This is a genomic window from Rhodococcus sp. 14-1411-2a, assembly GCF_002259485.1.
GTDB lineage: Bacteria > Actinomycetota > Actinomycetes > Mycobacteriales > Mycobacteriaceae > Rhodococcoides.
In genome coordinates, this window is record NZ_NPGA01000020.1 from 879,910 (window position 1) to 906,359 (window position 26,450).

At 66.0% G+C, this 26,450-nt stretch carries 26 protein-coding genes; 7 read left to right on the plus strand and 19 right to left on the minus strand.

The window, feature by feature from the left end; genetic code table 11:
* Positions 1-3: 3 nt before the first annotated feature.
* From CH291_RS25115 to CH291_RS25150, 8 genes are all read right to left on the minus strand, one after another.
* On the minus strand, positions 4-669 hold the full coding sequence (locus tag CH291_RS25115; RefSeq protein ID WP_094688856.1) for a dTMP kinase: 666 nt from the start codon (positions 667-669) through the stop codon (positions 4-6).
* An 11-nt stretch (positions 670-680) separates the two neighbouring features.
* A complete protein-coding gene (gene ahcY, locus CH291_RS25120; protein ID WP_094688857.1) occupies positions 681-2,165 on the minus strand; it encodes an adenosylhomocysteinase in 1,485 nt (494 codons plus the stop codon).
* A gap of 124 nt (positions 2,166-2,289) precedes the next feature.
* Positions 2,290-3,393 carry an alkane 1-monooxygenase gene (locus CH291_RS25125; protein ID WP_094688942.1) on the minus strand — a complete coding sequence of 368 codons (1,104 nt, stop codon included), beginning with the start codon at positions 3,391-3,393 and terminating at the stop codon, positions 2,290-2,292.
* Positions 3,394-3,662: 269 nt separating this feature from the next.
* Positions 3,663-5,180, minus strand: a complete 1,518-nt coding sequence (locus CH291_RS25130; protein ID WP_094688943.1) for an amino acid permease — start codon at positions 5,178-5,180, stop codon at positions 3,663-3,665.
* Positions 5,181-5,339: 159 nt separating this feature from the next.
* Positions 5,340-6,569 (minus strand): mannose-6-phosphate isomerase, class I, encoded by a 1,230-nt coding sequence (gene manA / locus CH291_RS25135; protein ID WP_094642319.1) that lies wholly within the window; start codon positions 6,567-6,569, stop codon positions 5,340-5,342.
* Positions 6,569-7,711 carry a tobH protein gene (locus tag CH291_RS25140; protein WP_094688858.1) on the minus strand — a complete coding sequence of 381 codons (1,143 nt, stop codon included), beginning with the start codon at positions 7,709-7,711 and terminating at the stop codon, positions 6,569-6,571. Before CH291_RS25140 ends, manA begins: the two co-directional genes overlap by 1 nt.
* A 72-nt stretch (positions 7,712-7,783) precedes the next feature.
* Positions 7,784-9,166 (minus strand): phosphomannomutase/phosphoglucomutase, encoded by a 1,383-nt coding sequence (locus tag CH291_RS25145; protein WP_094688944.1) that lies wholly within the window; start codon positions 9,164-9,166, stop codon positions 7,784-7,786.
* Between the two features lie 195 nt (positions 9,167-9,361).
* Positions 9,362-9,772: a DUF3499 domain-containing protein gene (locus tag CH291_RS25150; RefSeq protein WP_176460497.1), complete on the minus strand. Its 411-nt coding sequence runs from the start codon at positions 9,770-9,772 to the stop codon at positions 9,362-9,364.
* A gap of 72 nt (positions 9,773-9,844) precedes the next feature.
* On the opposite strand from CH291_RS25150, the gene CH291_RS25155 reads away from it, so the two are divergent.
* The gene (locus CH291_RS25155) at positions 9,845-10,324 is read left to right on the plus strand and encodes a metallopeptidase family protein (RefSeq protein WP_094642321.1); all 480 of its coding nucleotides are present in this window, start codon (positions 9,845-9,847) and stop codon (positions 10,322-10,324) included.
* Between the two features lie 42 nt (positions 10,325-10,366).
* Here the strand turns inward: CH291_RS25155 and CH291_RS25160 are convergent, their stop codons facing one another.
* Positions 10,367-10,600, minus strand: a complete 234-nt coding sequence (locus tag CH291_RS25160) for a WhiB family transcriptional regulator (RefSeq protein WP_027496498.1) — start codon at positions 10,598-10,600, stop codon at positions 10,367-10,369.
* A 732-nt stretch (positions 10,601-11,332) separates the two neighbouring features.
* Between CH291_RS25160 and cofD the strand changes: the two genes are divergently transcribed.
* The 3 genes from cofD to CH291_RS25175 all read left to right on the plus strand — a co-directional run bounded on the left by cofD (position 11,333) and on the right by CH291_RS25175 (position 14,236).
* Positions 11,333-12,307, plus strand: a complete 975-nt coding sequence (gene cofD, locus CH291_RS25165) for a 2-phospho-L-lactate transferase (protein WP_068045705.1) — start codon at positions 11,333-11,335, stop codon at positions 12,305-12,307.
* A complete protein-coding gene (locus CH291_RS25170; RefSeq protein ID WP_094688859.1) occupies positions 12,304-13,683 on the plus strand; it encodes a coenzyme F420-0:L-glutamate ligase in 1,380 nt (459 codons plus the stop codon). Before cofD ends, CH291_RS25170 begins: the two co-directional genes overlap by 4 nt.
* A gap of 91 nt (positions 13,684-13,774) precedes the next feature.
* Positions 13,775-14,236, plus strand: a complete 462-nt coding sequence (locus CH291_RS25175) for an NUDIX hydrolase (protein ID WP_094642495.1) — start codon at positions 13,775-13,777, stop codon at positions 14,234-14,236.
* A gap of 12 nt (positions 14,237-14,248) precedes the next feature.
* Here the strand turns inward: CH291_RS25175 and CH291_RS25180 are convergent, their stop codons facing one another.
* Genes CH291_RS25180 through rfbD form a run of 3 tightly spaced genes read right to left on the minus strand, consistent with a single transcriptional unit; the run spans position 14,249 to position 17,133 of the window.
* Positions 14,249-15,343, minus strand: a complete 1,095-nt coding sequence (locus CH291_RS25180; RefSeq protein WP_068045714.1) for a sugar phosphate nucleotidyltransferase — start codon at positions 15,341-15,343, stop codon at positions 14,249-14,251.
* A complete protein-coding gene (locus CH291_RS25185; RefSeq protein ID WP_094642323.1) occupies positions 15,333-16,244 on the minus strand; it encodes a glycosyltransferase family 2 protein in 912 nt (303 codons plus the stop codon). The genes CH291_RS25180 and CH291_RS25185 overlap by 11 nt, the downstream gene beginning before the upstream one ends.
* A 34-nt stretch (positions 16,245-16,278) precedes the next feature.
* Positions 16,279-17,133 (minus strand): dTDP-4-dehydrorhamnose reductase, encoded by an 855-nt coding sequence (gene rfbD / locus CH291_RS25190; RefSeq protein WP_094688860.1) that lies wholly within the window; start codon positions 17,131-17,133, stop codon positions 16,279-16,281.
* Between the two features lie 457 nt (positions 17,134-17,590).
* Between rfbD and CH291_RS25195 the strand changes: the two genes are divergently transcribed.
* Together CH291_RS25195 and CH291_RS25200 are read left to right on the plus strand one after the other, a co-directional pair.
* Complete coding sequence (locus CH291_RS25195) at positions 17,591-19,015, plus strand: LCP family protein (protein ID WP_094688861.1); 1,425 nt, start codon at positions 17,591-17,593, stop codon at positions 19,013-19,015.
* 58 nt (positions 19,016-19,073) lie between these two features.
* The gene (locus tag CH291_RS25200) at positions 19,074-19,814 is read left to right on the plus strand and encodes a TIGR03089 family protein (RefSeq protein ID WP_094688862.1); all 741 of its coding nucleotides are present in this window, start codon (positions 19,074-19,076) and stop codon (positions 19,812-19,814) included.
* Here CH291_RS25200 and CH291_RS25205 read toward each other — a convergent pair.
* The 3 genes from CH291_RS25205 to CH291_RS25215 are packed head-to-tail and all read right to left on the minus strand — an operon-like array spanning position 19,802 to position 21,901.
* Entirely contained in the window at positions 19,802-20,128 is a 327-nt protein-coding gene (locus CH291_RS25205; RefSeq protein ID WP_094688945.1) for a hypothetical protein, read from the minus strand. The two genes, CH291_RS25200 and CH291_RS25205, sit on opposite strands and share 13 nt — an antisense overlap.
* A 59-nt stretch (positions 20,129-20,187) precedes the next feature.
* The gene (purE, locus tag CH291_RS25210; protein ID WP_094688863.1) at positions 20,188-20,706 is read right to left on the minus strand and encodes a 5-(carboxyamino)imidazole ribonucleotide mutase; all 519 of its coding nucleotides are present in this window, start codon (positions 20,704-20,706) and stop codon (positions 20,188-20,190) included.
* Complete coding sequence (locus tag CH291_RS25215; RefSeq protein WP_373455168.1) at positions 20,699-21,901, minus strand: 5-(carboxyamino)imidazole ribonucleotide synthase; 1,203 nt, start codon at positions 21,899-21,901, stop codon at positions 20,699-20,701. Before CH291_RS25215 ends, purE begins: the two co-directional genes overlap by 8 nt.
* 197 nt (positions 21,902-22,098) lie before the next feature.
* Between CH291_RS25215 and CH291_RS25220 the strand changes: the two genes are divergently transcribed.
* The gene (locus CH291_RS25220; protein WP_179276659.1) at positions 22,099-22,659 is read left to right on the plus strand and encodes a GtrA family protein; all 561 of its coding nucleotides are present in this window, start codon (positions 22,099-22,101) and stop codon (positions 22,657-22,659) included.
* A gap of 21 nt (positions 22,660-22,680) precedes the next feature.
* Here the strand turns inward: CH291_RS25220 and CH291_RS25225 are convergent, their stop codons facing one another.
* From CH291_RS25225 to CH291_RS25240, 4 genes are read right to left on the minus strand one after another with little or no spacing between them, the layout of a single operon-like run.
* Positions 22,681-24,000 (minus strand): sensor histidine kinase, encoded by a 1,320-nt coding sequence (locus CH291_RS25225; protein ID WP_094642328.1) that lies wholly within the window; start codon positions 23,998-24,000, stop codon positions 22,681-22,683.
* A 6-nt stretch (positions 24,001-24,006) separates the two neighbouring features.
* Positions 24,007-24,687, minus strand: a complete 681-nt coding sequence (locus tag CH291_RS25230) for a response regulator transcription factor (RefSeq protein WP_037190266.1) — start codon at positions 24,685-24,687, stop codon at positions 24,007-24,009.
* A 39-nt stretch (positions 24,688-24,726) separates the two neighbouring features.
* A complete protein-coding gene (locus tag CH291_RS25235) occupies positions 24,727-25,326 on the minus strand; it encodes a PH domain-containing protein (RefSeq protein WP_094688946.1) in 600 nt (199 codons plus the stop codon).
* A 47-nt stretch (positions 25,327-25,373) separates the two neighbouring features.
* Positions 25,374-26,210, minus strand: a complete 837-nt coding sequence (locus tag CH291_RS25240) for a biotin--[acetyl-CoA-carboxylase] ligase (RefSeq protein ID WP_094688947.1) — start codon at positions 26,208-26,210, stop codon at positions 25,374-25,376.
* Between the last annotated feature and the right edge of the window lie 240 nt (positions 26,211-26,450).

The window sequence follows — 26,450 nt, forward strand, 5'->3', positions numbered from 1 at the left end:
GTCCTATGGTGTCACTTTCCGAACGCCTGATGGCTGATTGAACATGTCGGCGGCGAGTCGATCGGGATCGACGTCGGCGGTGACGACTCGCCACGGTGACACCCAGTGCGAAGCCGCGAGCCTGCCGTACGCAGCCGAGGTTCGGCTCTGCAATGGGCCGTCCCTCTCGTAGGCGTCCCGGGTTCGAGCGAGGTCCGCACTCTCACGGGCCGCCGCACGCTCGGCGGCGAGCGCCACCGGGACGTCGAGCAGAATCTGGACATCGGGAACGGGCACGGCGAATCGGTCGAATTCGAGCGACCTGATCCATTCGACGGCCTCGCCGTCCGCGGACTGCTCCAGCCGAGCCGCGGTGTAGGCGGCATTGGATGCCACGTACCGATCGAGGAGAACGATGTCGTTGTCCGAGAGCAACTTTCGGATCTCGTCGCCCGCGTCCCGGCGATCGAGCGCGAACAACAGGGCCATCGCGTGCACGCTGCCCGCGGTGTCACCGTGCTCGCCGTGCAACGCCTCGGCCGCCAGATCGGCGTGCACCGACCGGTCGTACCGGGGAAACCCGATGCGCTCGACCGACAGGCCCTGGCGTTCCCACGCCGAAACGAGCCGACGGGCGAGCGTGTTCTTGCCCGCTCCGTCGACTCCTTCGATGACGAACAGTTTTCCCACTGACGGTGCGGTCAGTAGCGGTAGTGCTCGGGCTTGTACGGGCCCTCGACGTCGACGCCGATGTACTCGGCCTGCTCCTTGGTGAGCTTGGTGATCGAGCCGCCGAGCGCTTCGACGTGGATTCGTGCGACCTTCTCGTCCAGGTGCTTGGGCAGGCGGTAGACCTCGTTGTCGTACTCGTCCGGCTTGGTCCACAGCTCGATCTGAGCGATGACCTGGTTGGAGAAGCTGTTGCTCATGACGAACGACGGGTGGCCCGTGGCGTTGCCGAGATTGAGCAGACGCCCCTCGGACAGCACGATGATCGAGTGCCCGTCCTTGAACTGGTACTCGTCGACCTGCGGCTTGATGTTGATCCGCGTGACATCGGGGGCCTTCTCCAGACCGGCCATGTCGATCTCGTTGTCGAAGTGGCCGATGTTGCCCAGGATGGCCTGGTGCTTCATCTTGCGCATGTGCTCGAACGTGATGATCGACAGGTTGCCCGTCGAGGTGATCACGATGTCGGCCTGCTCGATGAACTCCTCGACCGTGCGCACGTCGAAACCGTCCATGAGCGCCTGCAGGGCGTTGATCGGGTCGGCCTCGGTGACGGTCACACGTGCACCCTGACCCTTGAGCGCCTCGGCGCAGCCCTTGCCCACGTCGCCGTAGCCACAGACCAGAACGGCCTTGCCACCGATGAGGACGTCGGTGCCGCGGTTGATGCCGTCGATCAGCGAGTGGCGGGTGCCGTACTTGTTGTCGAACTTGCTCTTGGTGACGGAGTCGTTGACGTTGATGGCGGGGAACGTGAGCTCACCCGCAGCTGCGAACTGGTACAGCCGCAGCACGCCGGTGGTGGTCTCCTCGGTGACGCCCTGCACGGACTCGGCAACCTCGGTCCACTTGGACTTCGATGCCTCGAGCGAACGACGCAGCAGGCCGAGGAACACCTTGTACTCGTCCGAATCGTGATCGTCGTCGGTCGGCGGAACCACGCCTGCCTTCTCGAACTGCGCGCCGCGCAGTACCAGCATCGTGGCGTCGCCACCGTCGTCGAGAATCATGTTGGCGGGCTGATCGGGCCAGGTGAGCATCTGCTCTGCCGCCCACCAGTACTCTTCGAGGCTCTCGCCCTTCCACGCGAACACCGGGACGCCCTTGGGCTCCTCGACGGTGCCGTACGGGCCGACGACGACGGCCGCTGCTGCGTGATCCTGGGTGGAGAAGATGTTGCACGACGCCCACCGCACCTCGGCTCCGAGCGCAACCAACGTCTCGATCAGCACCGCGGTCTGCACGGTCATGTGCAGCGATCCCGAAACTCGCGCTCCCTTGAGCGGCTGTACGTCGGCGTATTCGCGACGCAGCGCGATCAGACCGGGCATCTCGTGCTCGGCGAGCCGAATTTCCTTGCGGCCGAATTCCGCGAGGGACAGGTCCGCGACCTTGAAGTCGATTCCACCGCGGTGTTCCACGATGAGTGCCGATCCTGACGTAACTGAGGTCGTCATCTTGCCTCTCCTGTTGACTGAGTGTCTGCCGTCCAGGCTATCGGGTCCGCACGCTTCGGGCTTCGACTGCCCGGAAGTGCAGAGGTGGAGCCTGTCGCCTGCGACCGATTGTCGAGAACCCGCGCTATCCGTTTCGTCCGGCTCGCGCCAGGATTCGAGCCCGTTTGCGGGGCAGGATGTTCGCTCGGGTGATATCTCCCTGGTAGTGCGCCAGTACCCGCGGATCCATGACCCGACGCCACAGCGGCGGAATTGCGGCGAGCATCACCATCGAGGCGTAGCCGGCAGGGAGCTGCGGAGCCTCGTCGCAGGAGAGCAGGGTCTGGTAACGCTTGCCCGGATTGGCGTGGTGGTCGCTGTGTCGCTGCAAGTGGTACAGAAATATGTTGGTGCAGATCCTGTCGCTGTTCCAGCTGTGGCGGGGCGAGCACCGAACGTATCTGCCGCGATCGTTGGTTTCCCGGAGCAGGGCGTAGTGCTCCACGTAGTTCACCATCTCGAGCAGCACGAATCCGACGACGGCCTGCAACAGCAGGTACGGCGCGATGGACCAGCCGAACATGATCAACAGCGTGCCGAACAGCACCAGGCTGAGCAGCCACGTGTGCAGCAGGGCATTGGTCGGGCTTGCGACCGAGCGGCCTTTGCGCCGAAGTCGCTGCGACTCGAGCTTCCATGCGGAGCCGAGGCCGAGAATCGTGCTGCGCGGCACGAAGCTCCACACGCTCTCGCCCAGTCGTGCGCTCGCGGGGTCGTCGGGCGTCGCCACTCGAACGTGGTGTCCGCGATTGTGTTCGACGAAAAAGTGTCCGTACAGCGTCTGAGACAGGGCGATCTTGGCCAGCCACCGCTCGTGCTGCTCGATGCGGTGGCCCAGTTCGTGGGCCGCGTTGATGCCGGTACCTGCCACCAGACCGACGGTGACCGCGAGGCCGATCTTGTCCACCACGCTCAGATCGCCGTACGCCCACATCCAGCAGGCGACGAAGAGCCCGACGAACTGAACGGGCAGGAAGAGGTACGTACACCACCGGTAGTACCGGTCGTTCTGCAGCTTTTCACTGGCCGAAGCGTCCGGATTGTGCCCGTCCTCGCCTGCGATCACGTCGATCACCGGAATGATCACGAAGAAAACCAGCACGCCGCTCCACCAGAACAGCGGTATGCCCGTCCAGTAGACCAACTGCGACGGCAGCAATGCCGACGCCGGGGCCAGCAGCCCCAGCATCCATAGATATCGTTTGTTGTCCTGCCAGCGAACCGACCGCTCACTGGCCTTCGAATCCCGCCCCCCGAAAGCGACACCCGAACCCTCCAACGAAGGAATTCGGCCGTCCACACTCACTGTTGCAACACCCTCTCATCGAACTTTTTGAGTCCTCCAAGTCTGTTTTCGAGGGTATAACATTCCAGCGGTTTGATGTGACGCTATCTAAATTGCGCGGAATGTCCCTGGTCGGGACGTGAGTCGGTATATCCGCGTCGCCGATGCCGGGGTCAGTTCCCCGACCTGTCGGTACGAGCCTTCTCGGCTTCCCGCAGTCCCATCACCGAGTGCCGCCTGCTGTACACGACGTAGATGACGACACCGGCAGCCATCCAGACCAGGAAGCGCAGCCATGTTTCGACCGACAGGTTCAGCATCAACCACAGGCACGCGAGGACCGCGAGGATCGGCACAAGGGGAACCCAGGGAACGCGGAAACCACGCTCGAGGTCGGGTCGAGTTCGGCGTAGTACCAGAACCCCGGCAGAGACCAGCACGAACGCGAACAACGTGCCGATGTTCACCATCTCCTCCAGCGTGCCGAGCGGAACGAAAGCGGCGAGCAGGCCGACGATGACACCGACCAGAATCGTCGTCCGGACCGGCGTGCCCTTCTTTCCGGTGTGTGCCAATGCACGCGGCACCAGTCCGTCTCGCGACATCGCGAACAGCACCCGGGTCTGCCCGAGCATCAACACCATCACCACGGTCGTCAGACCGGCGAGTGCGCCGAACGAGATGATGTTCTTGGCCCAGGTCAGCCCGTTCAGTTCGAATGCCGTCGCCAGCGTGGAACTGTCACCGGCCAGATCCGTGTACTTGACCATCCCGGTCAGAACCAGAGTGACGGCCACGTACAGCACGGTGACGATCGCGAGCGATCCGAGGATTCCGCGGGGAAGTGCCTTCTGCGGTTCCTTGGTCTCTTCGGCGGTCGTCGCCACCACGTCGAATCCGATGAATGCGAAGAACACCAGGGACGCCGCGGCCAGCAGTCCGTACCACCCGAACGTGCTGCCTCCTGCGCCGGTGACGTACGAGAGCAGAGATTGATGCAGTCCCTCGCCGGTGGATCCCGCTTCCGACGGCGGAATGTAGGGGTCGTAGTTGGCGACCTTGATGTAGAAGGCTCCGAGTACGACGACGAACAGCACGACGATCACCTTGATCGCGGTGATGACCAGCGACACCCGCGAGGACAACTTGGTGCCCGATGCGATGAGCACCGTCAGGACCACCACGATCAGCAGTGCACCCCAATCGAAGTTCAGTGAACCGATCTCGAGCACCGGAGCGGCCGTACCGAGCAGATCGCCCAGATAGAGCGACCACGCCTTCGCCACCACCGCGGCTGCGAGGCCGAACTCGAGGATGAGATCCCATCCGATGATCCAGGCGATGAACTCACCGAACGCCGCGTACGAGAACGTGTACGCGCTTCCGGCCACGGGCACCGTCGACGCGAACTCCGCGTAACACAGCGCCGCGAGGCCGCAGGCGATGGCCGCGAGCACGAAGGCCAACGACACTGCCGGTCCCGCAACGTTTCCGGCGGTCCGCGCGGTCAAGGTGAAGATGCCGGCACCGACGGCGACGGCGACGCCGAACACGGTCAGATCCCAGGATCCGAGTTCTTTCCGGAGCTTGGTGTCCGGTTCGTCGGTGTCCTGGATCGACTGCTCGATCGATTTGGTCCGGAACCAACCCGTCGTGCGTGGGGTCTTCGCGGGCCGGTCTGCTCTGGTCATCGGGTCTCCGTATCGCCACTTCACATCTGTCGACGGATCACCGAACTCATCCGTCACTTCGATTCACTGTGGCATCAGACTATTGCCTCCGGGCGGACCGTTCGCACAATTACGCAGTCCGAAACCGCAAGCGGCGCAACGATGACCGAATTGCCCGATCTAGACGCGTCCGACGGAGGCCACGAAGACCTCGGCCTCGCCCGACTCGGCGGTCACGGTGACGGATTCGTCTGCAGCGGGTATCCAGGCAGAGCTGCCCTGCGGCACCGTCAGCCCGAACTGGGTGCCCTTCGTGGCGGCCACGACGGTGCCACTCGTGCACAGCAGGATTCTCGGGCCGGAGCCGGGCACGGCGACCGTCTCCCCCGCCGCCACCGCAGTCCGGCTCAGCGCGAATTCGGGTGCAGGCGTGGAATACAGGTAGGTCGGTCGATCGTCGGCACCCGGGGTGATGGGAGAAAGATCGGCCGGCTCGAAATCCAACACGCGCAGCAGTTCCGGGACATCGACGTGCTTGGGTGTCAGTCCTCCGCGCAACACGTTGTCGGAGTTCGCCATGATCTCCACGCCCGTCCCGCGCAGGTACGCATGCAGGTTTCCGGCGTCGAGGTACAGGCCCTGGCCGGGAGTCAACGTAACCCGATTGAGCAGCAGCGCCGCGAGCACTCCGGCGTCACCGGGATACGACTCCCCCAGCTCGAGCAGAGTTCTGGCCTCGGCGGCGAATCGTCCACCGTCCGAGCGTGCGGGACCGGAAAGATAGTCGATGCACCCCTGGGCGACCGCAGGCAGAATGTCGTCCAATGCCTGCCCCGGCAACGTGATCCACGAGGTGAACACCGTGCGCAGACCGGAAGCATCGGGCTGAGCGGCCAGCAGGGTTCGATACCCGCCCAAGGCGGGGACGGCCAACGCGTCGAGCAGTTCGACGGTGTCGGTGGGCCGCCGGAAGCCCGCCAACGCCTCGAACTCCGTGAGCGCGACGATCAGTTCGGGCTTGTGGTTCGGATCCCGGTAGTTCCGTACCGGTGAATCGATGGGGACACCCGCGGCATTCTCGCGAGCGAAGCCTTCACGGGCCTGAGCACTGCTGGGATGCGCCTGCAGAGACAACGGCTCTTCTGCGGCAAGCAGTTTCAGCAGATACGGCAGACGAGACTCGAAATGCTGCGCGGAGCCGCCCAGGTGAGTACCCGGATCTCCGTCGATCAGCGTGAGCAGTGGCGTACTGCCACCCTCGTGCACCACGTGCGCGGAGTCGGCCGGATGAGCTCCGAGCCAGATCTCGGCCTCGGGATGATCGGACGGCACCGGCCGGCCTTGAATCCGAGCCAGTGCTGTTCGCGAACCCCATGCGTAGGACCGAACCGCGCCTCGCAAGAGCTGCACTAGCTACCGCCCATCAACAGCAGATACGCGGCAGTGGTGTCCAACCGCGTCGCCAACACGGACATCGTGTCGAGCACCGAGAGTCTATCCGGATCCGGTGCCGGAGCGGGGTTGTCGAATTCGGATCTCGCGCGGTCGCCGCCGAACAGCGCTTCACTCGAATCGGCGAGCAACAACTCCGATTCCGGAACACCGGCAATTCGTCGTTCGGTCATCGCCCGATCGGCGTCCGAGGCCACGACGACGACGCGCATCGGCAACGCCGGTGGCGGCCCGTCGAGCTGCTCGTCGTGAAAGAACGAGTCGAATGTCTGTGGTGCGCGCGACGATTCGACAACCGACGCCCGGATGGACGCGGCAATGACGTCGCCCAACTCCCCCGCACCGACGACGACACCCGCCACCCGCAGCAGCACCTCGCTGCCGTGCCGAGCCACCTCCACTGCGGCGGGACTGGCCCCGGTCAGCACCACCCGCCGACCGTTCAACCCACTTGCGAGGGCCTTGGCCGGATTGTGGAACATCTCGTTGGACGGGCTGTTTCGTACCGCTTCCGCGTCGAGCAGATCCGCAAGTCGAGACAAATTGGGCAGCAACGTCTTCCACGATCCGCCGGCAACCGCCCCGAGTACGGCCACGAAGGCCGCGAGGTAGCGCATCAGAGCATTGTGGTCACGAACTGCGATTCGCGGCGGAAGCCACATGACTCTGGCTCCCCGGACGGCGCGCAAGGGCCCCTCCTCCGGGGCGACCACGACGACTTCGGCCCCACGCCGGGCTGCCGCGTCCACCGACTCGGCCAGTCGCGGATCCCCGGCGTCGTCGCCCGCCACCACCACCACATCGAGTGGGCCGATCCACGGCGGGGTTCCGGTGCTTCGGACCAGGGGCACCCCGAGGCGATCACCGAGCGCGGCGACGAGCAGCGACGCCGCCCGGCTGCTCCGCCCGTCGCCGGTCACGATCACCACACTTCGGGGACGCAGATCGGCCAACCGCTCCAGGACCGACTCGTCGACCGCGGTCGCGACGGCGCGCACCTGCGCGCCCGCCAGCGCTGCGCTACGCAAGGAGCCCTCACGATCGGCTGCGATGAGAGCATCCGAATCGTCGAGATCGACCAGAGACGACACTGCCGTCATGGCTGCGACACCTCCCCTTACGTCACCCTGCGCGAAACCGCTGTATACCCACTCATGAACCCTCGGTAACCACTATTCCAGTCCGGCGCGAACGATGCTCAATATCTCTGTCGAAAGCGCATCGACGTCCGCTTCGGTGCGTGCTTCGACGTTCAGCCGCAGCAGTGGTTCGGTGTTCGAGGCTCGGAGGTTGAACCAGGCACCGTCGGCAAGATCGACCGTCACCCCATCGAGTTGGTCGATGCCTGCAGTCCGATCGGCAAATGCCGCCAGGACCGCCTCGGTGCGTTCGGCGGCGTCGTCGACGGTCGAGTTGATCTCGCCCGATGCACTGTAGGTCTCGTAGCTGGCCATCATTTCCGACAGCGGACGGTCCTGTGCCCCGAGTGCGGCGAGAACGTGCAGCGCGGCGAGCATGCCGGAGTCTGCACCCCAGAAGTCACGGAAGTAGTAGTGCGCGGAGTGCTCACCGCCGAAGATCGCCCCGGTGTCGGCCATCTGCTGCTTGATGAAGGAGTGCCCCACTCGGGTACGAACCGGTGTGCCACCGAGCTCGGTGACCAATTCCGGAACCGCGCGTGAGGTGATCAGATTGTGGATGACCACCGCGCCCGGTTCCTTGGCCAGTTCCCGCTCGGCCACCAGGCAGGTGACTGCGGACGGCGAGACCGGGTCGCCCTTCTCGTCGACGACGAAGCACCGATCCGCGTCGCCGTCGAAGGCGAGTCCGATGTCGGCACCGGTCTCGACGACGAAACGCTGCAGATCCACCAGGTTCGCCGGATCGAGCGGATTTGCCTCGTGATTGGGAAAGCTGCCGTCGAGCTCGAAGAACAGCGGCTCGATCGTCACCGGCAACGGCCCGAACACCGCGGGCACCGTGTGACCGCCCATTCCGTTTCCGGCGTCGACGGCGATCTTCATGGATCCGATTCCCGACAGATCGACCAGGTCTCGGACGAACTGCGCGTATTCGTCGAGCACATCTCGCGATGTCGCTGTTCCGGACGGCCCGTCGAACTCCGGTACCCCGTCCACCAATTCGGCTTTGACCGTGGCCAGGCCGGTGTCCTGGCCCACTGGCTTGGCACCGGCGCGGCAGAGCTTGATCCCGTTGTACTTCGCCGGATTGTGACTGGCGGTGAACATCGCTCCCGGGCAATCGAGCATGCCGGAGGCGAAGTAGAGCTGGTCGGTCGACGCCAGCCCGATGTGCATCACGTCGAGGCCCTGAGCGGTGACGCCGTCGGCGAACGCCCGTGACAGTGCGGGCGAGGAATCACGCATGTCGTGGCCGATGACGACCGAGCGCGCGGCCCCTACCTCGTCGCGAACCAGTCGCGCGAACGATGCACCGACGTCACGCACGAACGCCTCGTCGATCTGTTCACCTACGACGCCACGGACGTCGTAGGCCTTGATGACGGCGTTGACGGACTCTGCGGTTCGGGCCACGAAGATTCTCCTGGTGATCGTTCTTGACGACGCCGCACATCGGCGTCGGAATCGAGCGTCGGTAGCGGTGCGATCCACACCGAGTATCGGCATACCGCAGCTGTCCGTTTCGGTCCTGCTCGTCGAACCTTGCCAGACGGCAGACGGACCGGCCAGTCGGACCGACGCACACCACACTCGGTGTGCTCGGGCTGCTCAGGACGTGGGGTCGGGAAGAACTCGAAGGTGCCCGCGCCTGCCCGTTCGGACGGCCGGAGCGGATCGGCGTTCGGTGTCGGACGGCCGTGAGCTCGAGCGGTCGGAGCTCTCGCGGTCCTCGGACCGGACGCGATCGCCGCGGCCGGCCTCGCGGACGGCCTCGGCCAGAGCCGTCAGGTCGTCCTCGTCGGGGCTCGACGTCGAGTAGCCGCCTTCGTAGCGCACCAGTTCCCAGCCCTTGGGAGCGGTGGTGGTCGACGCATGTACCTCGCACAGATCCCAGGAATGCGGTTCGTCGACTGTGGCCAGCGGCCCGACGACCGCGGTGGAATCGGAGTAGACGTATGTGAGCGTCGCAACGGCAGAACGGTTGCAACCAGGCCTGCAGCAGCCACGCAGTGATCTCACGAGTGCAGAGTATCCGGTGGGTGCAACCGACCGAACGACCGACACACCGGACGAGCGCGATAACCTCCCCCTATGCCTCGATTCTCATCCGCGCGCAGGATCACCTCTCGGTCCGTGGCCCGGCACGGACGCGGCGTCCGCGGACCGGTTCTGCCCGAGGACATCCCGGCCAGGCGCTCACGAGCGGAGAAGTTCGACCGGCTGGTACTCGAAGCGTTCGCGCGGATCGATCATCGATGGCACGAGAAGCTCTCGAAGCTCGACATCGCCGTGGACGAGGTACCCAAGATCAGGGCGTTGGACCCGGAATCGGTGACGTGGCCACCCGAGGTGGTGGCAGAGGGTCCGGTACCGCTCTCGCGGCTGGTACCAGCAGGCATCGACAAGCGCGGAGAGACGACACGCGCCAGGGTAGTGCTGTTCCGGCGGCCGCTCGAGCGGCGGGCGAAGCACCCGGAGGACTTGGAAGATCTGTTGTTCGAGGTTCTGGTGGAGCAAGTGGCCACGTACCTCGGCATCGACCCCGACGAGGTCGACCCGGCCGGGGTATGAACGATCCGTGCGGTTCCGATCACCGAGACCGAACGAAACCGCTCAGCCGATTCCGCGCTTGAGCCTGCGACGCTCGCGCTCGGACAACCCGCCCCAGATACCGAACCGCTCGTCGTTGGCGAGCGCGTACTCGAGGCACTCGTCCTTGACCTCACAGCCGAGGCAGATGCGCTTCGCCTCGCGGGTGGAGCCACCCTTCTCCGGGAAGAAGGCCTCGGGATCGGTCTGCGCACACAGAGCGCGCTCCTGCCACTGATCCTCGATCTCCTCGAACATCTCGTCGAAACCCGCGACGAGACTGAGGAACGGCTTGGCCGGGGGAACCGACTCGGCGACGAACGGCATCGAGTCGATGTCGGAATCGGAATCGAGCTCTGTGTCGGAATCCGAGTCCAGTTCGGCGTCGACGACATCGACCTCGTTGTCGGACTCGTCCGTTCGGCCGACGTACGCAGAACCCGCGTCGATCGAGACGCTCGAATCTGCGCCGATGCCGGACTCGGTTTGCGGCGCGTCGTCGACAGCGCTGAGATGTGCAGTGGGTCCGCCCCGCTGATCACGTGTCACGTGCTGGTCATACATCGCTTCCGCCTCCTCACCTGTGGTAGCGCAGATACTTTCGGTCCTCGTGTTCTCGAATACCTTGCCCCGCGCCGGTATTCGATCGAGCTGGTCCAACGTGCCGATCCGACTCTCGACCTCTACTCGACGTCCAGTCAGGGACGAACAGGAAGGGAACGAGTGTTCGAAACCAGGTTCGCTGCAATCGAACTCGTGTTGCGAACACTGAATGACATACCTGTGATTAGACACGTCCAGGTGTGTCGCGGTCAAGCCGATCGCACAAATCCAATACCATCACATGCCCGAAATCGGCGCTCTCCCCGGATCGAAGCCCGTCCCGTGCGTGTCGCATCGGTTCTCCCGGTCACAAACGGTCCCCGCGGACGTCGGCCCACGGGTGGGCGCTCACCCCGCACCACCGCAACCCCACTAGGCTCGCATGTTGTGAAAGTTACTGTTCTGGTCGGTGGCGTCGGTGGCGCTCGGTTTCTGCAGGGCCTGAAAACCTTGTTCGGCGACGAGCCCGAGCACGAGATCACCGCCGTGGTCAACGTCGGTGACGACGTGTGGATGCACGGTCTTCGCATCTGCCCGGATCTCGACACGTGCATGTACACCCTCGGCGGAGGAATCGACACCGAGCGAGGCTGGGGGCGCATCGCGGAGACCTGGAACGCTCGGGACGAGTTGGCAGCCTACGGTGCCGATCCCGACTGGTTCGGACTCGGCGACCGCGACATCGCCACACACCTGATCCGCAGTCGTATGCTGCGCACCGGCTTTCCGCTGTCCGCCGTCACCGAAGCGCTGTGCAACCGTTGGCAACCCGGAGTTCGGCTCCTGCCCGTCACCGACGACCGCTCCGAGACCCATGTCGTCGTCACCGATCCGGACGACCCGACCGGGGAGCAGCAGCGCGCAATTCACTTCCAGGAGTGGTGGGTTCGGTACCGCGCACAGATTCCGACCCACAGCTTCGCCAACATCGGAGCCGAACAGGCAACTCCGGCACCGGGAGTCGTCGAGGCGATCGCCGAGGCCGACGCCGTCGTCCTAGCTCCGTCCAACCCGGTGGTGAGCGTCGGTGCGATCCTCGCGGTGCCGGGTATCCGCGGGGCGCTTCGCACGACGGCCGCCAAAGTGGTCGGCCTCTCCCCCGTCGTCGACGGTAAGCCGTTGCGCGGCATGGCCGACGAGTGCCTGTCCGTCATCGGAGTCGAGACCACGGCGCAGGCGGTGGGCCGTCACTACGGAAGCCGAAGCGGTACCGGCATTCTCGACGCATGGCTGGTGCATACCACCGATACGGCGGTCGTCGACGGGGTGGACGTGCAGTCGGTTCCGTTGCTGATGACCGACCCCGAGACCACAGCGGTCATGGCCCGAACCGCTCTGCGCGCAGCCGGACTCGACCTGTGACCGACACTCGCGATACCGACTCGCTCCGGTCGGCACCCGAGGATCACGCTCCGGGCGGCTCGATCGAGATACTGCCGGTGACCGGCCTCCCCGAGTTCCGGCCGGGCGACGATCTGGCCGCGACCGTTGCGGACCGAGCGCCGTGGTTGCGTGACGGAGACATCCTGATCGTCACCAGCAAGATCATCTCGAAGGTCGAGGGCCGTCTTGTGCAGGCACCTCGCGATGCGGACGAGCGAGACGCCGCCCGCAGAGTCCTCGTGGAACAGGAAGCAGTGCGCATCGTCGCACGCAAGGGCCGAACCCTCATCACCGAGAACCGACTCGGCATCGTGCAGGCCGCGTCGGGAATCGACGGCTCCAACGTCGACGGAGGCGAACTGGCACTGCTGCCCGAGAACCCCGACGCCAGTGCCGCCGCGCTCCGCACTGCCCTCGGCGCACTGCTGGGGGTGACGGTCGCCGTGGTCGTCACCGACACGATGGGACGGGCGTGGCGGATCGGCCAGACCGACGCCGCCATCGGTGCGGCGGGCCTGGGCGTCGTCCACGCGTATGCCGGAGCCGAGGACGGTCAGGGAAACGAGCTCGTGGTCACCGAGGTCGCGATCGCCGACGAGCTCGCGGCCGCAGGCGATCTGGTGAAGGGAAAGCTCGGCGGAGTTCCGATCGCGGTCGTGCGCGGACTGACCCCCGTCGACGACGGTTCCACCGCGGCGACGCTTCTGCGCGGCGGCGAGGACGACCTGTTCTGGCTCGGTACCGCCGAGGCACTCGATCGCGGTCGACGCGAGGCGCTGCTGCGCCGACGCTCGGTGCGCTCGTTCACCGACGAACCGGTCGATCCCGACGCCGTTCGTGCAGCCGTTGCCGATGCACTCACCGCACCGGCCCCGCACCACACCCGTCCGGTTCGATTCGTCTGGGTCAGAACCCCTGCCGTCCGGCGTCGACTGCTCGAGACGATGCGTGAGCAATGGCGAGCCGACCTGGCCGGCGACGGGCTGAGCGAGGAGCGGATCGCGGCGAGACTGAGCCGCGGCGACATCTTGTTCGACGCCCCGGAAATCGTGATCCCGTTCTGCGTGCCCGACGGCGCGCACTCGTACCCCGACGAGAGGCGTCGAACCGCGGAGGACACGATGTTCACCGTGGCTGTCGGTGCGGCCGTGCAGGGGTTGCTCGTCGCCCTCGCGGTGCGTGAACTGGGCAGCTGCTGGATCGGTTCCACCATCTTCGCCGCCGATACCGTGCGCACCGAACTGGGCCTGCGCGCGGATTGGAAAGCCATGGGAGCCATCGCAATCGGGCATCCCAGCGAATCGCTGACCGTCCGGGATCGGGTGGTTCCCGGGTCGTCACTGGTGGAGCTCTGACGTGTCGGCGTCCACACTGTGGCACTCGGTCGCCACGACACTCGACCGATGGGCACCCTCCGATTCGAACGACGAGTCGCTTCGACACACGATGCTGGCGTTTCTCGACAGCAACCCGGACGCCTGCCTGCGGGCCAACGAGGCCGGCCATTTCACCGCGTCCTCGTTGGTGCTCGACACGTCGGGTACCCATGTGCTGCTGACCCTGCATCCGAAGGTCGGTCGGTGGATTCAACTCGGCGGCCACTGCGAACCGTCGGACAGCACGGTTGTCGACGCAGCGCTACGGGAGGCCACCGAGGAATCCGGGATCGCCGATCTGACGGTCGACCCGATCATGCTCTCCGCGCACACACATCCGATCACCTGCTCGCTCGGTAAGCCGACGCGGCACCTCGACCTGAGGTTCCTGGTCCGGGCCCCGGACGGAGCGCGAGCAGTCCGCAGCGAGGAATCGACGGATCTGCGCTGGTGGCCGGTCGATGCTCTGCCCGACGACGCGGAGCGCGAGACGATCGACCACCTCGTCTCGCTCGCCGCGCGTCGCCGGTAGGGACCGCCTGGGTCAGACGTCGGTGGAGAAGCGGACTCCACCGTCGGGCAACTTGACGCCTGGCCACACGCGCGCGCCGCGGAGCAACTCGCAGCGGGCTCCGATGTCGGCACCGTCGCCGATGACCGCGTCGCGCACCAGAGCGCGGGGTCCGATACGAGCACCGAAGCCGAGAATCGATCGCTCGACGACGGCACCCGCTTCGACGACGGCACCGTCGAACACGACGGCTCCGTCGAGGCGGGCACCCGCTCCGATCTCGGCACCGCGTCCGACGACGGTTCCACCGATCAGCAGTGCGCCCGGTGCCACTCCCGCGCTCGGATGTACCAGCGATTCGCCGCGGTCCCCGTGCAGCGCAGGCGACGGCGCGATGCCGCGAACCAGATCGGCCGAGCCCTTGACGAAGTCCTCGGGTGTTCCCATGTCGCGCCAGTACGCACTGTCGACGTGTCCGTAGACCTTCTTGCCCTCGGCGAGCAAGGCCGGGAACACTTCTCGCTCCACCGACACCGGACGGCCGGCCGGAATGGACTCGATGATCTCGCGCTTGAAGACGTAGCACCCGGCGTTGATCTGATCGGTCGGCGGATCCTGCGTCTTTTCGAGAAACGCTGTCACTCGGCCGGATTCGTCGGTCGGCACGCAGCCGAACGCGCGCGGGTCGCCGACACGAACCAGGTGCAACGTGACATCGGCATCGGTGTTCCGGTGCGTGTCGAGGACCGCGGTCAGATCGGTGCCGCCGAGGACGTCGCCGTTGAAGACCATGACGTTGTCCGCGCGCAGGCGCGGAAGTACGTTCCTGATGCCGCCACCGGTACCCAGCGGCTCGGTCTCGAAGACGTACTCGAGGTCGATGCCCATCGAGGACCCGTCCCCGAAATGCTGCTCGAACACTTCGGCTTTGAACGACGTTCCGAGGACGACGTGCTCGATACCCGCGGCCTTGATGCGCGCCAGCAGGTGCGTGAGGAACGGCAGGCCTGCGGTGGGGAGCATCGGCTTGGGTGCCGAGAGTGTCAGCGGCCGGAGCCGAGTTCCCTTGCCGCCGACCAGAATGACTGCGTCGGTACGTGCGGCGACCGATGTGGGACTATCCGGCATGTCCAGCCTCTGTTCTCTCGTCCGATTCTCGTCCGTCAACTGCTCGCGCCCGAAGCGCCGAGGCCACAACGATCTTCGAACGAAGACCGAGACCGCCACGCAGGGCCCATCGTAAGGGAGCCTGCCACGTTCGGTCGTGTCGATCGGCCTGGAAGCGGTACGCACTGGTGTGATGTGCGGGCAACATCACTTCCGGATGCCGTCCTGCCGCATGGCCTTTCGAGTGGGTCACCTCGACGTCGGGAACGTAGACGTTGTGCCAGCCCGCTCTGCCCAGACGGTCGCCGAGATCCACGTCCTCCATGTACATGAAGTAGCGCGAGTCGAATCCGCCGATCGAATCGAACGCCGAACGCCGCAGCAGCAGACAGGATCCCGACAGCCACCCCACCGGCCGCTCGCTGACGGTCTCGTTCTCCTGGCGATACCGCCGAGTCCACGGGTTCGTCGGCCAGAGCTTGCCGAGCACCGCGTGGCCCGCACCGGACGTGAGATCGGGTACCGACCGTGCCGACGGGTACCGCGAGCCGTCCGGCTCGCGAATGAGCGGTCCGAGGGCACCCGCCCGTGGCCACCGCGCCGCTGCGTCGAGCAGACCGTCGAGCGATCCGGGATGCCACCGCACGTCCGGATTGGCCACGACGACGAACTCGATGTCGGGGTCGATCTCGGCCACCGCGCGATTGACCGCTGCGCCGTAGCCGATGTTCGCGCCGGTTCGCAGCAACTCTGCTTCCTCGAACGCGACCTCCGCTGCCTCGGGCGCGCCGTCGACCGAGCCGTTGTCCGCCATGATCACCCGAAGGGGACGCGTCGTCGCCTCACGTAGAGACGTCAGGAACTGGTCAAGGTATTCGCCGGGTGAATAGGTCACCGTCACCACGGCCAGCTCGGAACTCACGCGGGCAAGACTAGCCCGATCTCGCGTCGAACCCTCATGTCGACTGCGTCAAGGCTGCTGTCAACGCATCCGACCACGGCCGCGCCGGGGTCAGACCGGCATCGACCCACGCCGTCGGTGAGAGCACCGAGTACGCGGGCCGAGGGGCCGGAACCACGTATTCGGCGCTCGAGCACGGCTCGACTCGCTCGGGATCGGCACCGATCCCCGCGAACACCGCGCGTGCGAGGTCGAACCAGCTGGCCTGCCCCGCATTGGTGAAGTGCAGTGTTCGTCCACGCACAGCAGGGTCGGCTTCGATCTCGAGCAGGCCCGACGCCAGATCCAGGGCGAACGTGGGCGAACCGATCTGATCGTTCACCACGGAGATCGTTTCGCGCTCGCCTTCGAGTCGGCGCATCGTGGTCACGAAATTCTTGCCCGTGTTGTCGTACACCCAGGCGGTCCGCACGACCACGGCCTCGGGCAGCTCCTCGTGCACAGCGAGCTCGCCTGCGAGCTTGGTGCGTCCGTACGCCGACTGCGGTGCGGTCTTCGCATCGACCTCGTACGGTTCGGTTGCTGTGCCGTCGAACACATAATCGGTGGAGACGTGGATCAACCGGGCTCCGACACGCCCGCAGGCGCGCGCGAGATTTCGAGGGCCGTCCGCGTTGACCGCCGACGCCCGGTCCTCGTCGGTCTCGGCGGCGTCGACGGCGGTGTAGGCAGCGCAGTTGATCACCGTTGCCCCCGCGCTCACCGCGGCGTTCACGGCGTCGGGGTCGGTGATGTCCAGGTCGGCGGACGAATATCCGACCACCTCGACTCCGTCACCTCGTTCGGCGGCCAGAGACATCACTCGGCGGCCCAACTGGCCGTGTGCACCGGTCACCACGATCGCATTCACGGTTGCCAAGTGTGGCACGCCGCGTTCGCTTCGGCGAGGCAGCGACCGGTGACAAGTAACCTTCGAACGGCGGGGGGAGAACAACGAAGTAGGCGGGTTTCAGGCCGGCCGGAAACGAGAGAGGGTCGTCACGGTGCCACGAGATCCAGGCACGCCCGGAGGTGAGCGCACTCCCCCGCCGAGGCGGAGCGCTCCCCGGCGATCCGACGATCCCCGAGCGCGCACCTCGGGACGCTCCAGCGAGCGCGAGGGCGCCGCCCACCGATACGTCGACGACGAACACCGCGGAGAACGCCGCACCGGAGAACGCAGACATGGCGCTCCCAGCGAACGCGCGACCAGATCGCGTCGTCCCGATCGGCGAAGCCCTCGCGGTGGCGTCGAGCGACCCGGATCCGGCGGCAGGGGCCCTCGCGTCGGCAGTACCCGATGGCCCGCGACCCACGTCGCGGTCGCAGTGCTCTCGATTCTCGTCCTGCTGGTGACCGGTTTCGCGTGGCGCAGTGTCGACAGCCTGCGCTCCAATATCGCCACCGCGGGTGGTCTCGGTCTCGGCGGAGCCGCCGACGGTGCCGTCGACATTCTGATGGTCGGCACGGACAGTCGTACCGATGCCCACGGCAATGCGTTGTCCCCCGCAGAACTCGCATCCCTCAATGCCGGCGAAGAGGTGGCGTCCAACACCGACACGATCGTGCTGATCCGCGTTCCGAACGACGGTTCGTCGGCCACCGCGATTTCCATTCCGCGGGACTCGTACGTCGAGGTACCCGGCATCGGCATGTCCAAGATCAACGCCGCGTACGGCGCGACCAAGGAGAACAAGCGACTCGAATTGGTCGAGCAAGGGGTGACGGACGCCGATGCCGAATCCCAGGCCACCGAGGCCGGCCGAGAGGCCCTCATCGATTCCGTCGCCAACCTCACCGGCATCACCGTCGATCACTATGCCGAGGTGGGCTTGCTCGGCTTCGTGCTGCTGACCGATGCCGTCGGCGGTGTCGAGGTGTGCCTGAACAACCCTGTGCAAGAACCACTGTCGGGTGCGAACTTCCCCGCGGGCGAGCAGAATCTCTCCGGTTCGCAAGCTCTGAGTTTCGTCCGACAGCGGCACGATCTTCCGCGCGGAGATCTGGACCGCATCGTGCGCCAGCAGGTGTTCATGGCCTCGCTCGTGCGGAGTGTGCTCAGCGCCAAGACGCTGAGCAACCCCGGCAAACTGGGCCAACTCAGCACCGCGGTGCAGCGATCGGTGACTCTCGATTCCGACTGGGACATTCTGCAGTTCGCCACTCGCCTGCAGGATCTCGCCGGCGGCAAGGTCAAGTTCGAGACGATCCCGGCAGTCGACATCAATGCGACCACCGACTACGGCGAATCGATCGTGCAGGTCGATCCCGCTGCGGTGAAGAAGTACGTCGCAGGCCTGCTCGCCGACGGTAATTCGGCGGAGGCCAACGCCGAGGATTCGGACGCACCGGCTGTCGATCCGTCTACGGTGACCGTCGATGTGGCGAACGACAGCGGTATCGACGGGCTGGCCAACGGTGTCGCCGGTTCGTTGACGGCGTTGGGGTACGTCGACGGCACCATCGGAAACTACGAGGGCGCGTCGATCTCGGCGAGCCGCATCCAGGCTGCCGATGTGGACAGCGATGCCGCGCGCGCCGTCTCGGCAGCGCTCGGCGGACTGCAGATCACCGCGGACGACACCCTGTCGGCAGATACCGTTCGGGTGGTCCTCGCGAACGACTACGCGGGGCCGGGCTCGGGTCAGGCCGCGACGGCGGAAACCGTTGCTCCCGAGTCGGGTACGGCGGTTCCCGAGGCACCGGCTGCTCCGATCGACGCCGGTTCCGTCGGCCCGATGTGCGTCAACTGATCGGCGTTCGCTCAGAGCGTGTGAATCGGAGTCGTCGAGCGTCATCTAGGGTCGTGGGGTGGCTTCGAATCTGACTCAGACCCTGCTCGACCCGATTCTCGCCGCCGATCCGGCCGGTCCGCGCATCACGTTCTACGACGACGCGACCGGTGAGCGGGTCGAGGTGTCGGCGGTGACCCTCGCGAACTGGGCGGCCAAGACCGCCAATCTGTTGCGCGACGAGTTCGGCTTCGAGGTGGGTGGCAGGGTGAGTGTGCTGTTGCCCGCGCACTGGCAGACGGCTGCGGCGCTGCTCGGAATCTGGTGGGCAGGCGGCGAGGTGATCCTCGGGGCCGACGACTCCGCGGACGTCGCGATGGTGTCGGGTGATCGGCTCGACGAGGCTCCCGACACAGACGAAGTGCTGGCCTTCTCGCTCGACGCCTTCGGCAAGGCGGTCCCCGATCTGCCGATCGGGATGACCGACTACGCGACATCGGTGCGGGTGCACGGCGATCAGTTCAGGGTCGCAGGTTCCGGGAGCGCGGGTTCCGGGAGCGCAGCCGCGGCGCTGGACGGACGTTCGGTGGACGACGTTCTCGCGGCCGCTCGTGAGCGAGCCGACGCACGGGCCTGGACGGCCTCGGATCGGGTCATGTCCAGCGCGTCCTGGACCACAGCCGACGAGCTGATCGACGGTCTGATCTCGGTAATCGTCGTGGGGGCGTCGCTGGTTCAGGTGGCACATCCGGACGAGGAAAAGTCGCAGCGGCGCGCCGAGACCGAGAAGGTCACCGGCAATCTTGCTCAGCCGGGCTGACGGTAGCCACCGTCGGCGAGTCCGGCCTCGATCTCGTACTTGTTGGCCGGGCCCCGATGTCGCGCTTCTTCGGCGAGGTAGCGGAACGGGAAGGTGACCCCGAAGTTCGCCCATTGGTCTGCATGGACGGCCTCGTGTCGCAGTACCCGACGGGCGGTGTTGCCCTTCGTCAGGTAGGCACCGCCGAATGTCGTTCCGCCGCGGCCGAATCCGCCACGCAGACCGGTGCACACGAACAGGGAGAATTCGTCGTCGAAGCGCGCCATGCCGCGCCAGAGTCGGGCATAGAACAGCGCCAGCCGCGTCACCAGCATGGACTGCCGACTACCGCGACCGGCGCGCCGGATCTGCTCGCTTCGTGACACGGCTGCGCTCACCCGAGCAGAGTGGTGCGCAGAGCTTTGTCCTTCTCGAGCACCATGGCCTCGAGTGAGGCCTGGAACGCGGACATCCGTTCTTGCAGAGCCGGATCGGAGGCACCGAGAATCCGTACCGCGAGCAACCCTGCGTTGCGTGCACCGCCGATGGAGACCGTGGCCACGGGGACTCCGGCGGGCATCTGAACGATCGAGAGCAGCGAGTCCATACCGTCGAGGTACTTCAGCGGCACCGGCACGCCGATGACCGGCAACGGCGTGGCCGACGCGACCATGCCGGGCAGGTGGGCCGCTCCCCCGGCCCCGGCGATGATCACGCGGATCCCCCGACCTGCGGCCTCGCGGGCGTAGTCGAGCATGCGCTGCGGGGTGCGGTGCGCGGACACGACGCCAACCTCGAAGCGAATTCCGAACTCCGCGAGCGCTTCTGCCGCGGCTTCCATCGTCGGCCAGTCGGAGTCGCTGCCCATGATCAGGCCGACGGATGGGCCTGAGTCGATCGTGTTGTCAGTCATCGTGCGGGTCCCATCCGTCGGTCCATTCGGCGTGCGACATCCAGTGCGCTGCGCGCTCGGCTCGCTCGCGCACCGAGGCCACGTAGGCGGGGTCGGCGAGCGAACCCGATTGCGCGCCCAGGATGTTCACGTGTCCGATCTTGCGATCCTTGCGCTCGCCCTTGCCGTACAGATGCACCTTCGCATCGGGCATTCGGGCGAACAGGTGATGCAGCCGCTCGTCCATCGTCATCTCGGGGGCCTGCGGCGCGCCCAGAATGTTGGCCATGACCGTCAGCGGAGCGAGTGGATCGGTGTCACCGAGCGGGTAGTCGAGTACCGCACGTAGGTGCTGCTCGAACTGCGAGGTACGGCACCCGTCCATGGTCCAGTGACCGGAGTTGTGGGGTCGCATGGCCAATTCGTTCACCAGGAGCTTGCCGGAGGTGGTCTCGAACAGTTCGACCGCGAGGTCTCCGACCACGCCGAGCGCACCTGCGATGTCGAGGGCAAGCCTGCCTGCGAACGTGGCCACGTCCTCGTCGAGGTCGGGAGCCGGTGCCAGCACCACCGCGCACTGGCCGTTGCGCTGCACTGTCTGCACCACGGGCCATGCAGCTCCCTGGCCGAACGGCGATCGTGCCACCATCGCCGACAGCTCACGGCGCATGGCCACCTTCTCCTCCACCATGAGCGGTACACCCAGGTCGAGTTGTGCGGTGACGATCTCCTCGGCTTCCTCGGCGTCGGCGGGCATCCACACTCCACGCCCGTCGTAGCCGCCGCGCACTGCCTTGAGCACCACCGGCCAACCGTGCTCGTCGCCGAACGCGATCGCGTCCTGCGCCCACGAGACCTCCGCGTAGGCGGGACCGGGCGCGCCCAGTTCGGCGAGCTTGCGACGCATGCGCAATTTGTCCTGGGCGAAGATCAACGCGCTCGGCGGCGGTTGTACGTTGACCCCTTCTGCCACGAGAGTCTCCAGGTGCGCGGTGGGCACCTGTTCGTGGTCGAAGGTGAGCGCATTGGAACCGGTCGCGGCAGTGCGCAGCGCATCGAGGTCGTCGTGGTGGCCGAAGACGACGTCGGGGCTGACCTGAGCTGCCGGCTCGTCGGCACCGGCGGCGAGAACACGAAGGGTCTGTCCGAGTTCGATCGCGGACTGGTGAGTCATGCGGGCGAGCTGACCGCCGCCGATCATCGTCACCACGGGCATTCCGGTCGACGACGGGCGCGCAGCAGTGGGGCGCGGTTCGGTACCTGTCACGGCTCACCATGGTGTCATGTCGCACGCATTCGGTCCGAACCGGCAGTCTCACTCGAGACGGCGGACTCGGCGAGGACCTGTGGAAACCCTGATGATCGGAGCCTCGGTTCGGCGGAACCGGAATGTGTTTCGTAGACTTCACCGTTGTGCCGACGATCGCAAGCGTGCTCCAGCGCTTACCCACGCCCCTTCGGGACCTCGCGATTCGGCACAGTGAGCTGATCAAGTTCGCCATCGTGGGTGGCACGACGATGGTTTTCGACCTCGTCATCTTCTATTCGCTCAGCCTGACGGTGCTCGAGCAGAAGCCGGTGATCGCCAAGATCATCTCGGGTGTCCTCGCCACCCTGCTCAGCTACTTCCTCAACCGTGAGTGGGCCTTCAAACACCGCGGCGGACGCGAGCGGCACCACGAGGCCCTGCTCTTCTTCGCGATCAGCGGTGTCGGTGTGCTCATCGCAGCCGGTCCGCTGTGGATCGCGAACAACGTCTTCGACATCCGCGATACCAGCGAATCCCTGACGACCGTGGTCATCATCGACTTCGTCCTCAACTACATCATCGGCAACCTGTTGCAGATGGCATTCCGGTTCTGGGCACTACGCCGCTTCGCTTTCCCCGAGGACAACGCGCGCACGATCCTGGAAGTGGACGCCGAACGCAACGAGGATCCGACCGACGCAGCGGACGCACTCGACCAACCCTGAGATGCACCGACGCTGAGATGCTCAGCGCGGTTCGCGCCGAGGCACGGCAGGCGACGGTTCCCGCCACGCAGGCAGGAACACCGAGAAGAGTGCCGGGCGGCGTCGCTGCAGTTCCAGACGGCCGCCGTCCGCCTCGATCAGCGCCCGGGCCAGTGCGAGCCCGACACCGGTGGAACCGGCTCCCGAGAATCCGCGGTCGAAGATGTGCGGAGCAAGTTCGTTGTTCACCCCTGGCCCCTCGTCCGAGACCTCGACGCAGACCAGTCTTTCGCGGCGTCCCTCGGTGCTCTCGACGGCCGAGACGGCTCGAACCGCCACCGTGCACGCTCCCTCTCCGTGCACCAGGGAATTGTCGATCAGCACCGAGACCGCTTCGCGCAAGCGCGATCCGGTCACCGAGGCCTTCAGATCCGCGTCGCCCTTGATTGCCAGGGTCCGACCCACGTCCTCGAAGTTTCGCTGCCATTCGACGATGGTTCCTGTCAGTTCCTCGACGACCGAGACCTCGTGTGCGTCGGCCGCGCCGTCACTACGAGAGGATCGAACGAGCTCGTCGATGGCAAGGGTCAGCCGATCCACCTGGTCCATCGCCTCGTTGGCCTCGTCGACCACCGCCGGGTCCGGGTGTGTGGAAATTTCGTCCAGGCGTAGACGGACAGCGGTCAGGCGACTGCGAAGCTGATGCGAGACATCGGCAACCAACGTGTGTTCACGCTGCAGCCGTCCGGCGATCTCGACGGTGGCCGAGTCCAGAACCTCCGAGACCCGATCGAGTTCGGCGATGCCGTGCCGTCGTGGATCCGGCCTGAAGTCGCCCTCGGCCAGGCGAGCAGCTCGCCGCGCCACATCCTGCAGCGGGTCGGCCAGGCGCTTGGCAGTCACGACGGCCACGACGGTGCCTGCCATCGCAGATGCGAGCACGACGAGAGTCACCGCTCCCAGCGCTTGGCGCTGAAGGGACCGCATGTCGTCGGACGGCACTTCGAGGCGAAGCGAACCCGAGGTACCCATCGACAGTGATTCCACCAGCGGGCGAGGCACGGACGACTGCCCGATGTCCGCGCGCGAGGCGGCATCCTCCGGAGTCGGATAGATGACCACGAGCCGGCCGCCCTGCGGGATCGCCAACCGGAGCGAGCCGATGTCGAGTTGACCCTCGATCAGCCCCGCAGACCCTTCCTGCGAGATGATCTCCGCCGCCATTCGATCCAGGCGTGCCTGGAGGTCGTTGCGGGTGAAATCCTCCACCCACAGCCACGCGGTGTACATCAGGGGCAAACCGAGCAGCAACGCCGTCATGACGACGACGGCGAGAATCGAGACCAGAATTCGACGCCGCATCGACCGCTAGTCGCTGTTGATGCGGAAGCCGACGCCGCGCACCGTGGCGATGCGACGCTCGGCCACCGGCCCTTCGTCGCCGATCTTGCGACGCAGCCAGGACATGTGCATGTCCAGAGTCTTCGATCCGCGCAACTCTGCGTCGCCCCAGACCTCACGCAGGATCACTTCGCGAGAGACGACCTGGCCCGCATGGTCGAGCAGGACCTTGAGCAGCTCGTATTCCTTGTTGGCGAGAGATATCTCGGTGCCACCGACCAGGACGCGTCGGGCAGCGGGTTCGAGACGGATAGCGCCGACCTCGATCGGGGAATCCTCCCCGGCACCACGGCGGCGGAGCAACGCACGTACGCGGGCCATGAGCTCGGCGAGGCGGAAGGGCTTACCGACGTAGTCGTCGGCCCCGGCGTCGAGGCCGACCACGAAGTCGACCTCGTCGGTGCGTGCGGTGAGCATGAGCACGGCAACCTCGGATCGGTTGGCACGCACCTGCCGACACACTTCGAGGCCGTCCATCCCCGGCAGGCCGAGGTCGAGTATCAACAGGTCGAATTTTCCGTCCAGCGCACGCTGAAGGGTGGCGGGGCCGGTCTGTTCGACGGTCACCGTGTAGCCCTCGCGCCCGAGCGCTCGGGACAGGGGTGCAGCAATGGCTTCGTCGTCTTCGGCAAGCAGCACGTCGGTCACATCGGTCACCCTACGGTTCGAAGGTGAGAACAGCCTGTGTTACCTGCGTTTACCGGCTCGCCAACCGGGCTTGGACTCGCCGGCCGAATCCTCGGGCGTCGGCTCGAACGCCGCTTCCCGGCCGTGCACGGGTTCGCGACGGTACTCCATCGAGTCGAATACTTGCTGGTAGAGCAGCGAATGGACGCGTTGTACGTGCGGAATGTCGTCGAACTCGAGTGGGTCGTCCGATGCCGAGGCGATGATCAGCGTGCCGGTCCGCAACATCCGGTCGATCAGTCCGTGTCGAAACTGCACATTGCTGATTCGGCTCATCGGAATGTCGATGCCGGAGTGGGTGAGCACGCCTTGTCTGATCAACACTCGTCGATCGGTGACGATGAAATGCGTGCACTTCCAGCTGATCAGCGGCACCAGGCACCGCCACACGACGATCGCCGCCCACAGCACCGCTGTGGCGATCATGGCGGCGTTCGCTGCCGTCGAGTCGAGGCGTGCACTCGCGGCCCCCAGACCGACGCCTGCCAGGCCCGTGACGAGAACGAACGTGACCGACGGCAGGACGAGCATCTTCCAGTGGGGGTGATGGTGAAGCAGGAGCTCTTCCTCGTCGGCCAACGCGTCCTGTGGATAACCCACGTGCACTCCTGACTACTCGCTACGACTTCCGTCGAGTCGATATGGTCTCACGCGAGAGGTCGCAGATGAGTGACATCACCGGCGGCCACGGCCAGCACCGACGGGTGATCGGACCCGGGGTGCTCGACCTCGATCACGATCCGGCCGTGCTCGTCGACGTCGACCGCGGTTCCGACCTTCTGGTCGCCACCGGGCAGATCGACTCGCACACGCTGCCCGATCGTGCCGCACCTCTCCCGGTACCGGTGGGCGAGGGCGTCGGTGTTCCAGTTCGAGTCGCGCCACGAGTCGACCTCGGCGGCCATCCCCCGCAGAATCGCCCGAACCAACGTGTCGCGGTCGAGAACCGCGGCCCCCTCCAGCGCCAATGACGTCGCCGTGGGTACCGGCAACTCGTCGACGGTCATCGTCACGTTCACCCCGAGCCCGATGACGACAGTGGGCGACGGTCCGTGCGCGGCGACCTCGGCCAGGATGCCCGAGACCTTCTTGCCTCCGATGAGGACGTCGTTGGGCCATTTCAGCCGAGCGTCCACTTCACCGACGGTGCGCAACGCGTCGACCAGAGCGATTCCGGTCATGAGCGACACCCACCCGAGCACGGCGGGATCGATTCCCGGGAACTTCAGCAGCATCGACACGAGGATCTGCGACCGAGGCGCGCCGGAGAACGGTCGCGCATGCCTGCCACGTCCGCTGTCCTGGTGTTCGGCGATCAATGCCGTCCGGTCTGCGTAATTCGCGACCCCCGCGATCAGGTCGGCATTGGTCGAACCGGTCTCCGCCACCACGTCCAGCCGGGACCACGAGGCCTGCGGGCCGTCCACCAGTGCCCGACGAAGCGCGCGGACGTCCAGTGGTGGCCGATCGAGGTTTGTCCACATGCGCACCAGCATATGGGCTCGCCGACAGGCCGACGGCCTGTCGCCGACCACCCTCGGTCGGGGCGCAGATCACACTCGCAGTTAAAGTGGTTCCCCATGACCAGCGTCCAGGATTCCACTGCACACGGGTCGGCCGAAGCCCCCGATATCCATACCACTGCGGGTAAATTGGCCGATCTTCGTAAACGTCTCGCGGTTGCGGAGATTCCGTCCGGTGAGGCAGCGGTGGACAAGGTCCAC

What these genes read in the sequence shown, in the direction of transcription:
- CH291_RS25130 (WP_094688943.1), bottom strand. Translation starts at nt 5,180, where the DNA reads ATGACCAGAGCAGACCGGCCCGCGAAGACCCCACGCACGACGGGTTGG.
- CH291_RS25175 (WP_094642495.1), top strand. Translation starts at nt 13,775, where the DNA reads ATGCTGGCGTTTCTCGACAGCAACCCGGACGCCTGCCTGCGGGCCAAC.
- CH291_RS25160 (WP_027496498.1), bottom strand. Translation starts at nt 10,600, where the DNA reads ATGTTCGAGGAGATCGAGGATCAGTGGCAGGAGCGCGCTCTGTGTGCG.
- CH291_RS25125 (WP_094688942.1), bottom strand. Translation starts at nt 3,393, where the DNA reads ATGCTGGGGCTGCTGGCCCCGGCGTCGGCATTGCTGCCGTCGCAGTTG.
- CH291_RS25205 (WP_094688945.1), bottom strand. Translation starts at nt 20,128, where the DNA reads ATGCTGGTGACGCGGCTGGCGCTGTTCTATGCCCGACTCTGGCGCGGC.
- ahcY (WP_094688857.1), bottom strand. Translation starts at nt 2,165, where the DNA reads ATGACGACCTCAGTTACGTCAGGATCGGCACTCATCGTGGAACACCGC.
- CH291_RS25140 (WP_094688858.1), bottom strand. Translation starts at nt 7,711, where the DNA reads ATGACGGCAGTGTCGTCTCTGGTCGATCTCGACGATTCGGATGCTCTC.
- CH291_RS25240 (WP_094688947.1), bottom strand. Translation starts at nt 26,210, where the DNA reads ATGTGGACAAACCTCGATCGGCCACCACTGGACGTCCGCGCGCTTCGT.
- CH291_RS25180 (WP_068045714.1), bottom strand. Translation starts at nt 15,343, where the DNA reads ATGCCGGATAGTCCCACATCGGTCGCCGCACGTACCGACGCAGTCATT.
- CH291_RS25155 (WP_094642321.1), top strand. Translation starts at nt 9,845, where the DNA reads ATGCCTCGATTCTCATCCGCGCGCAGGATCACCTCTCGGTCCGTGGCC.
- CH291_RS25225 (WP_094642328.1), bottom strand. Translation starts at nt 24,000, where the DNA reads ATGCGGCGTCGAATTCTGGTCTCGATTCTCGCCGTCGTCGTCATGACG.
- CH291_RS25215 (WP_373455168.1), bottom strand. Translation starts at nt 21,901, where the DNA reads ATGCCCGTGGTGACGATGATCGGCGGCGGTCAGCTCGCCCGCATGACT.
- purE (WP_094688863.1), bottom strand. Translation starts at nt 20,706, where the DNA reads ATGACTGACAACACGATCGACTCAGGCCCATCCGTCGGCCTGATCATG.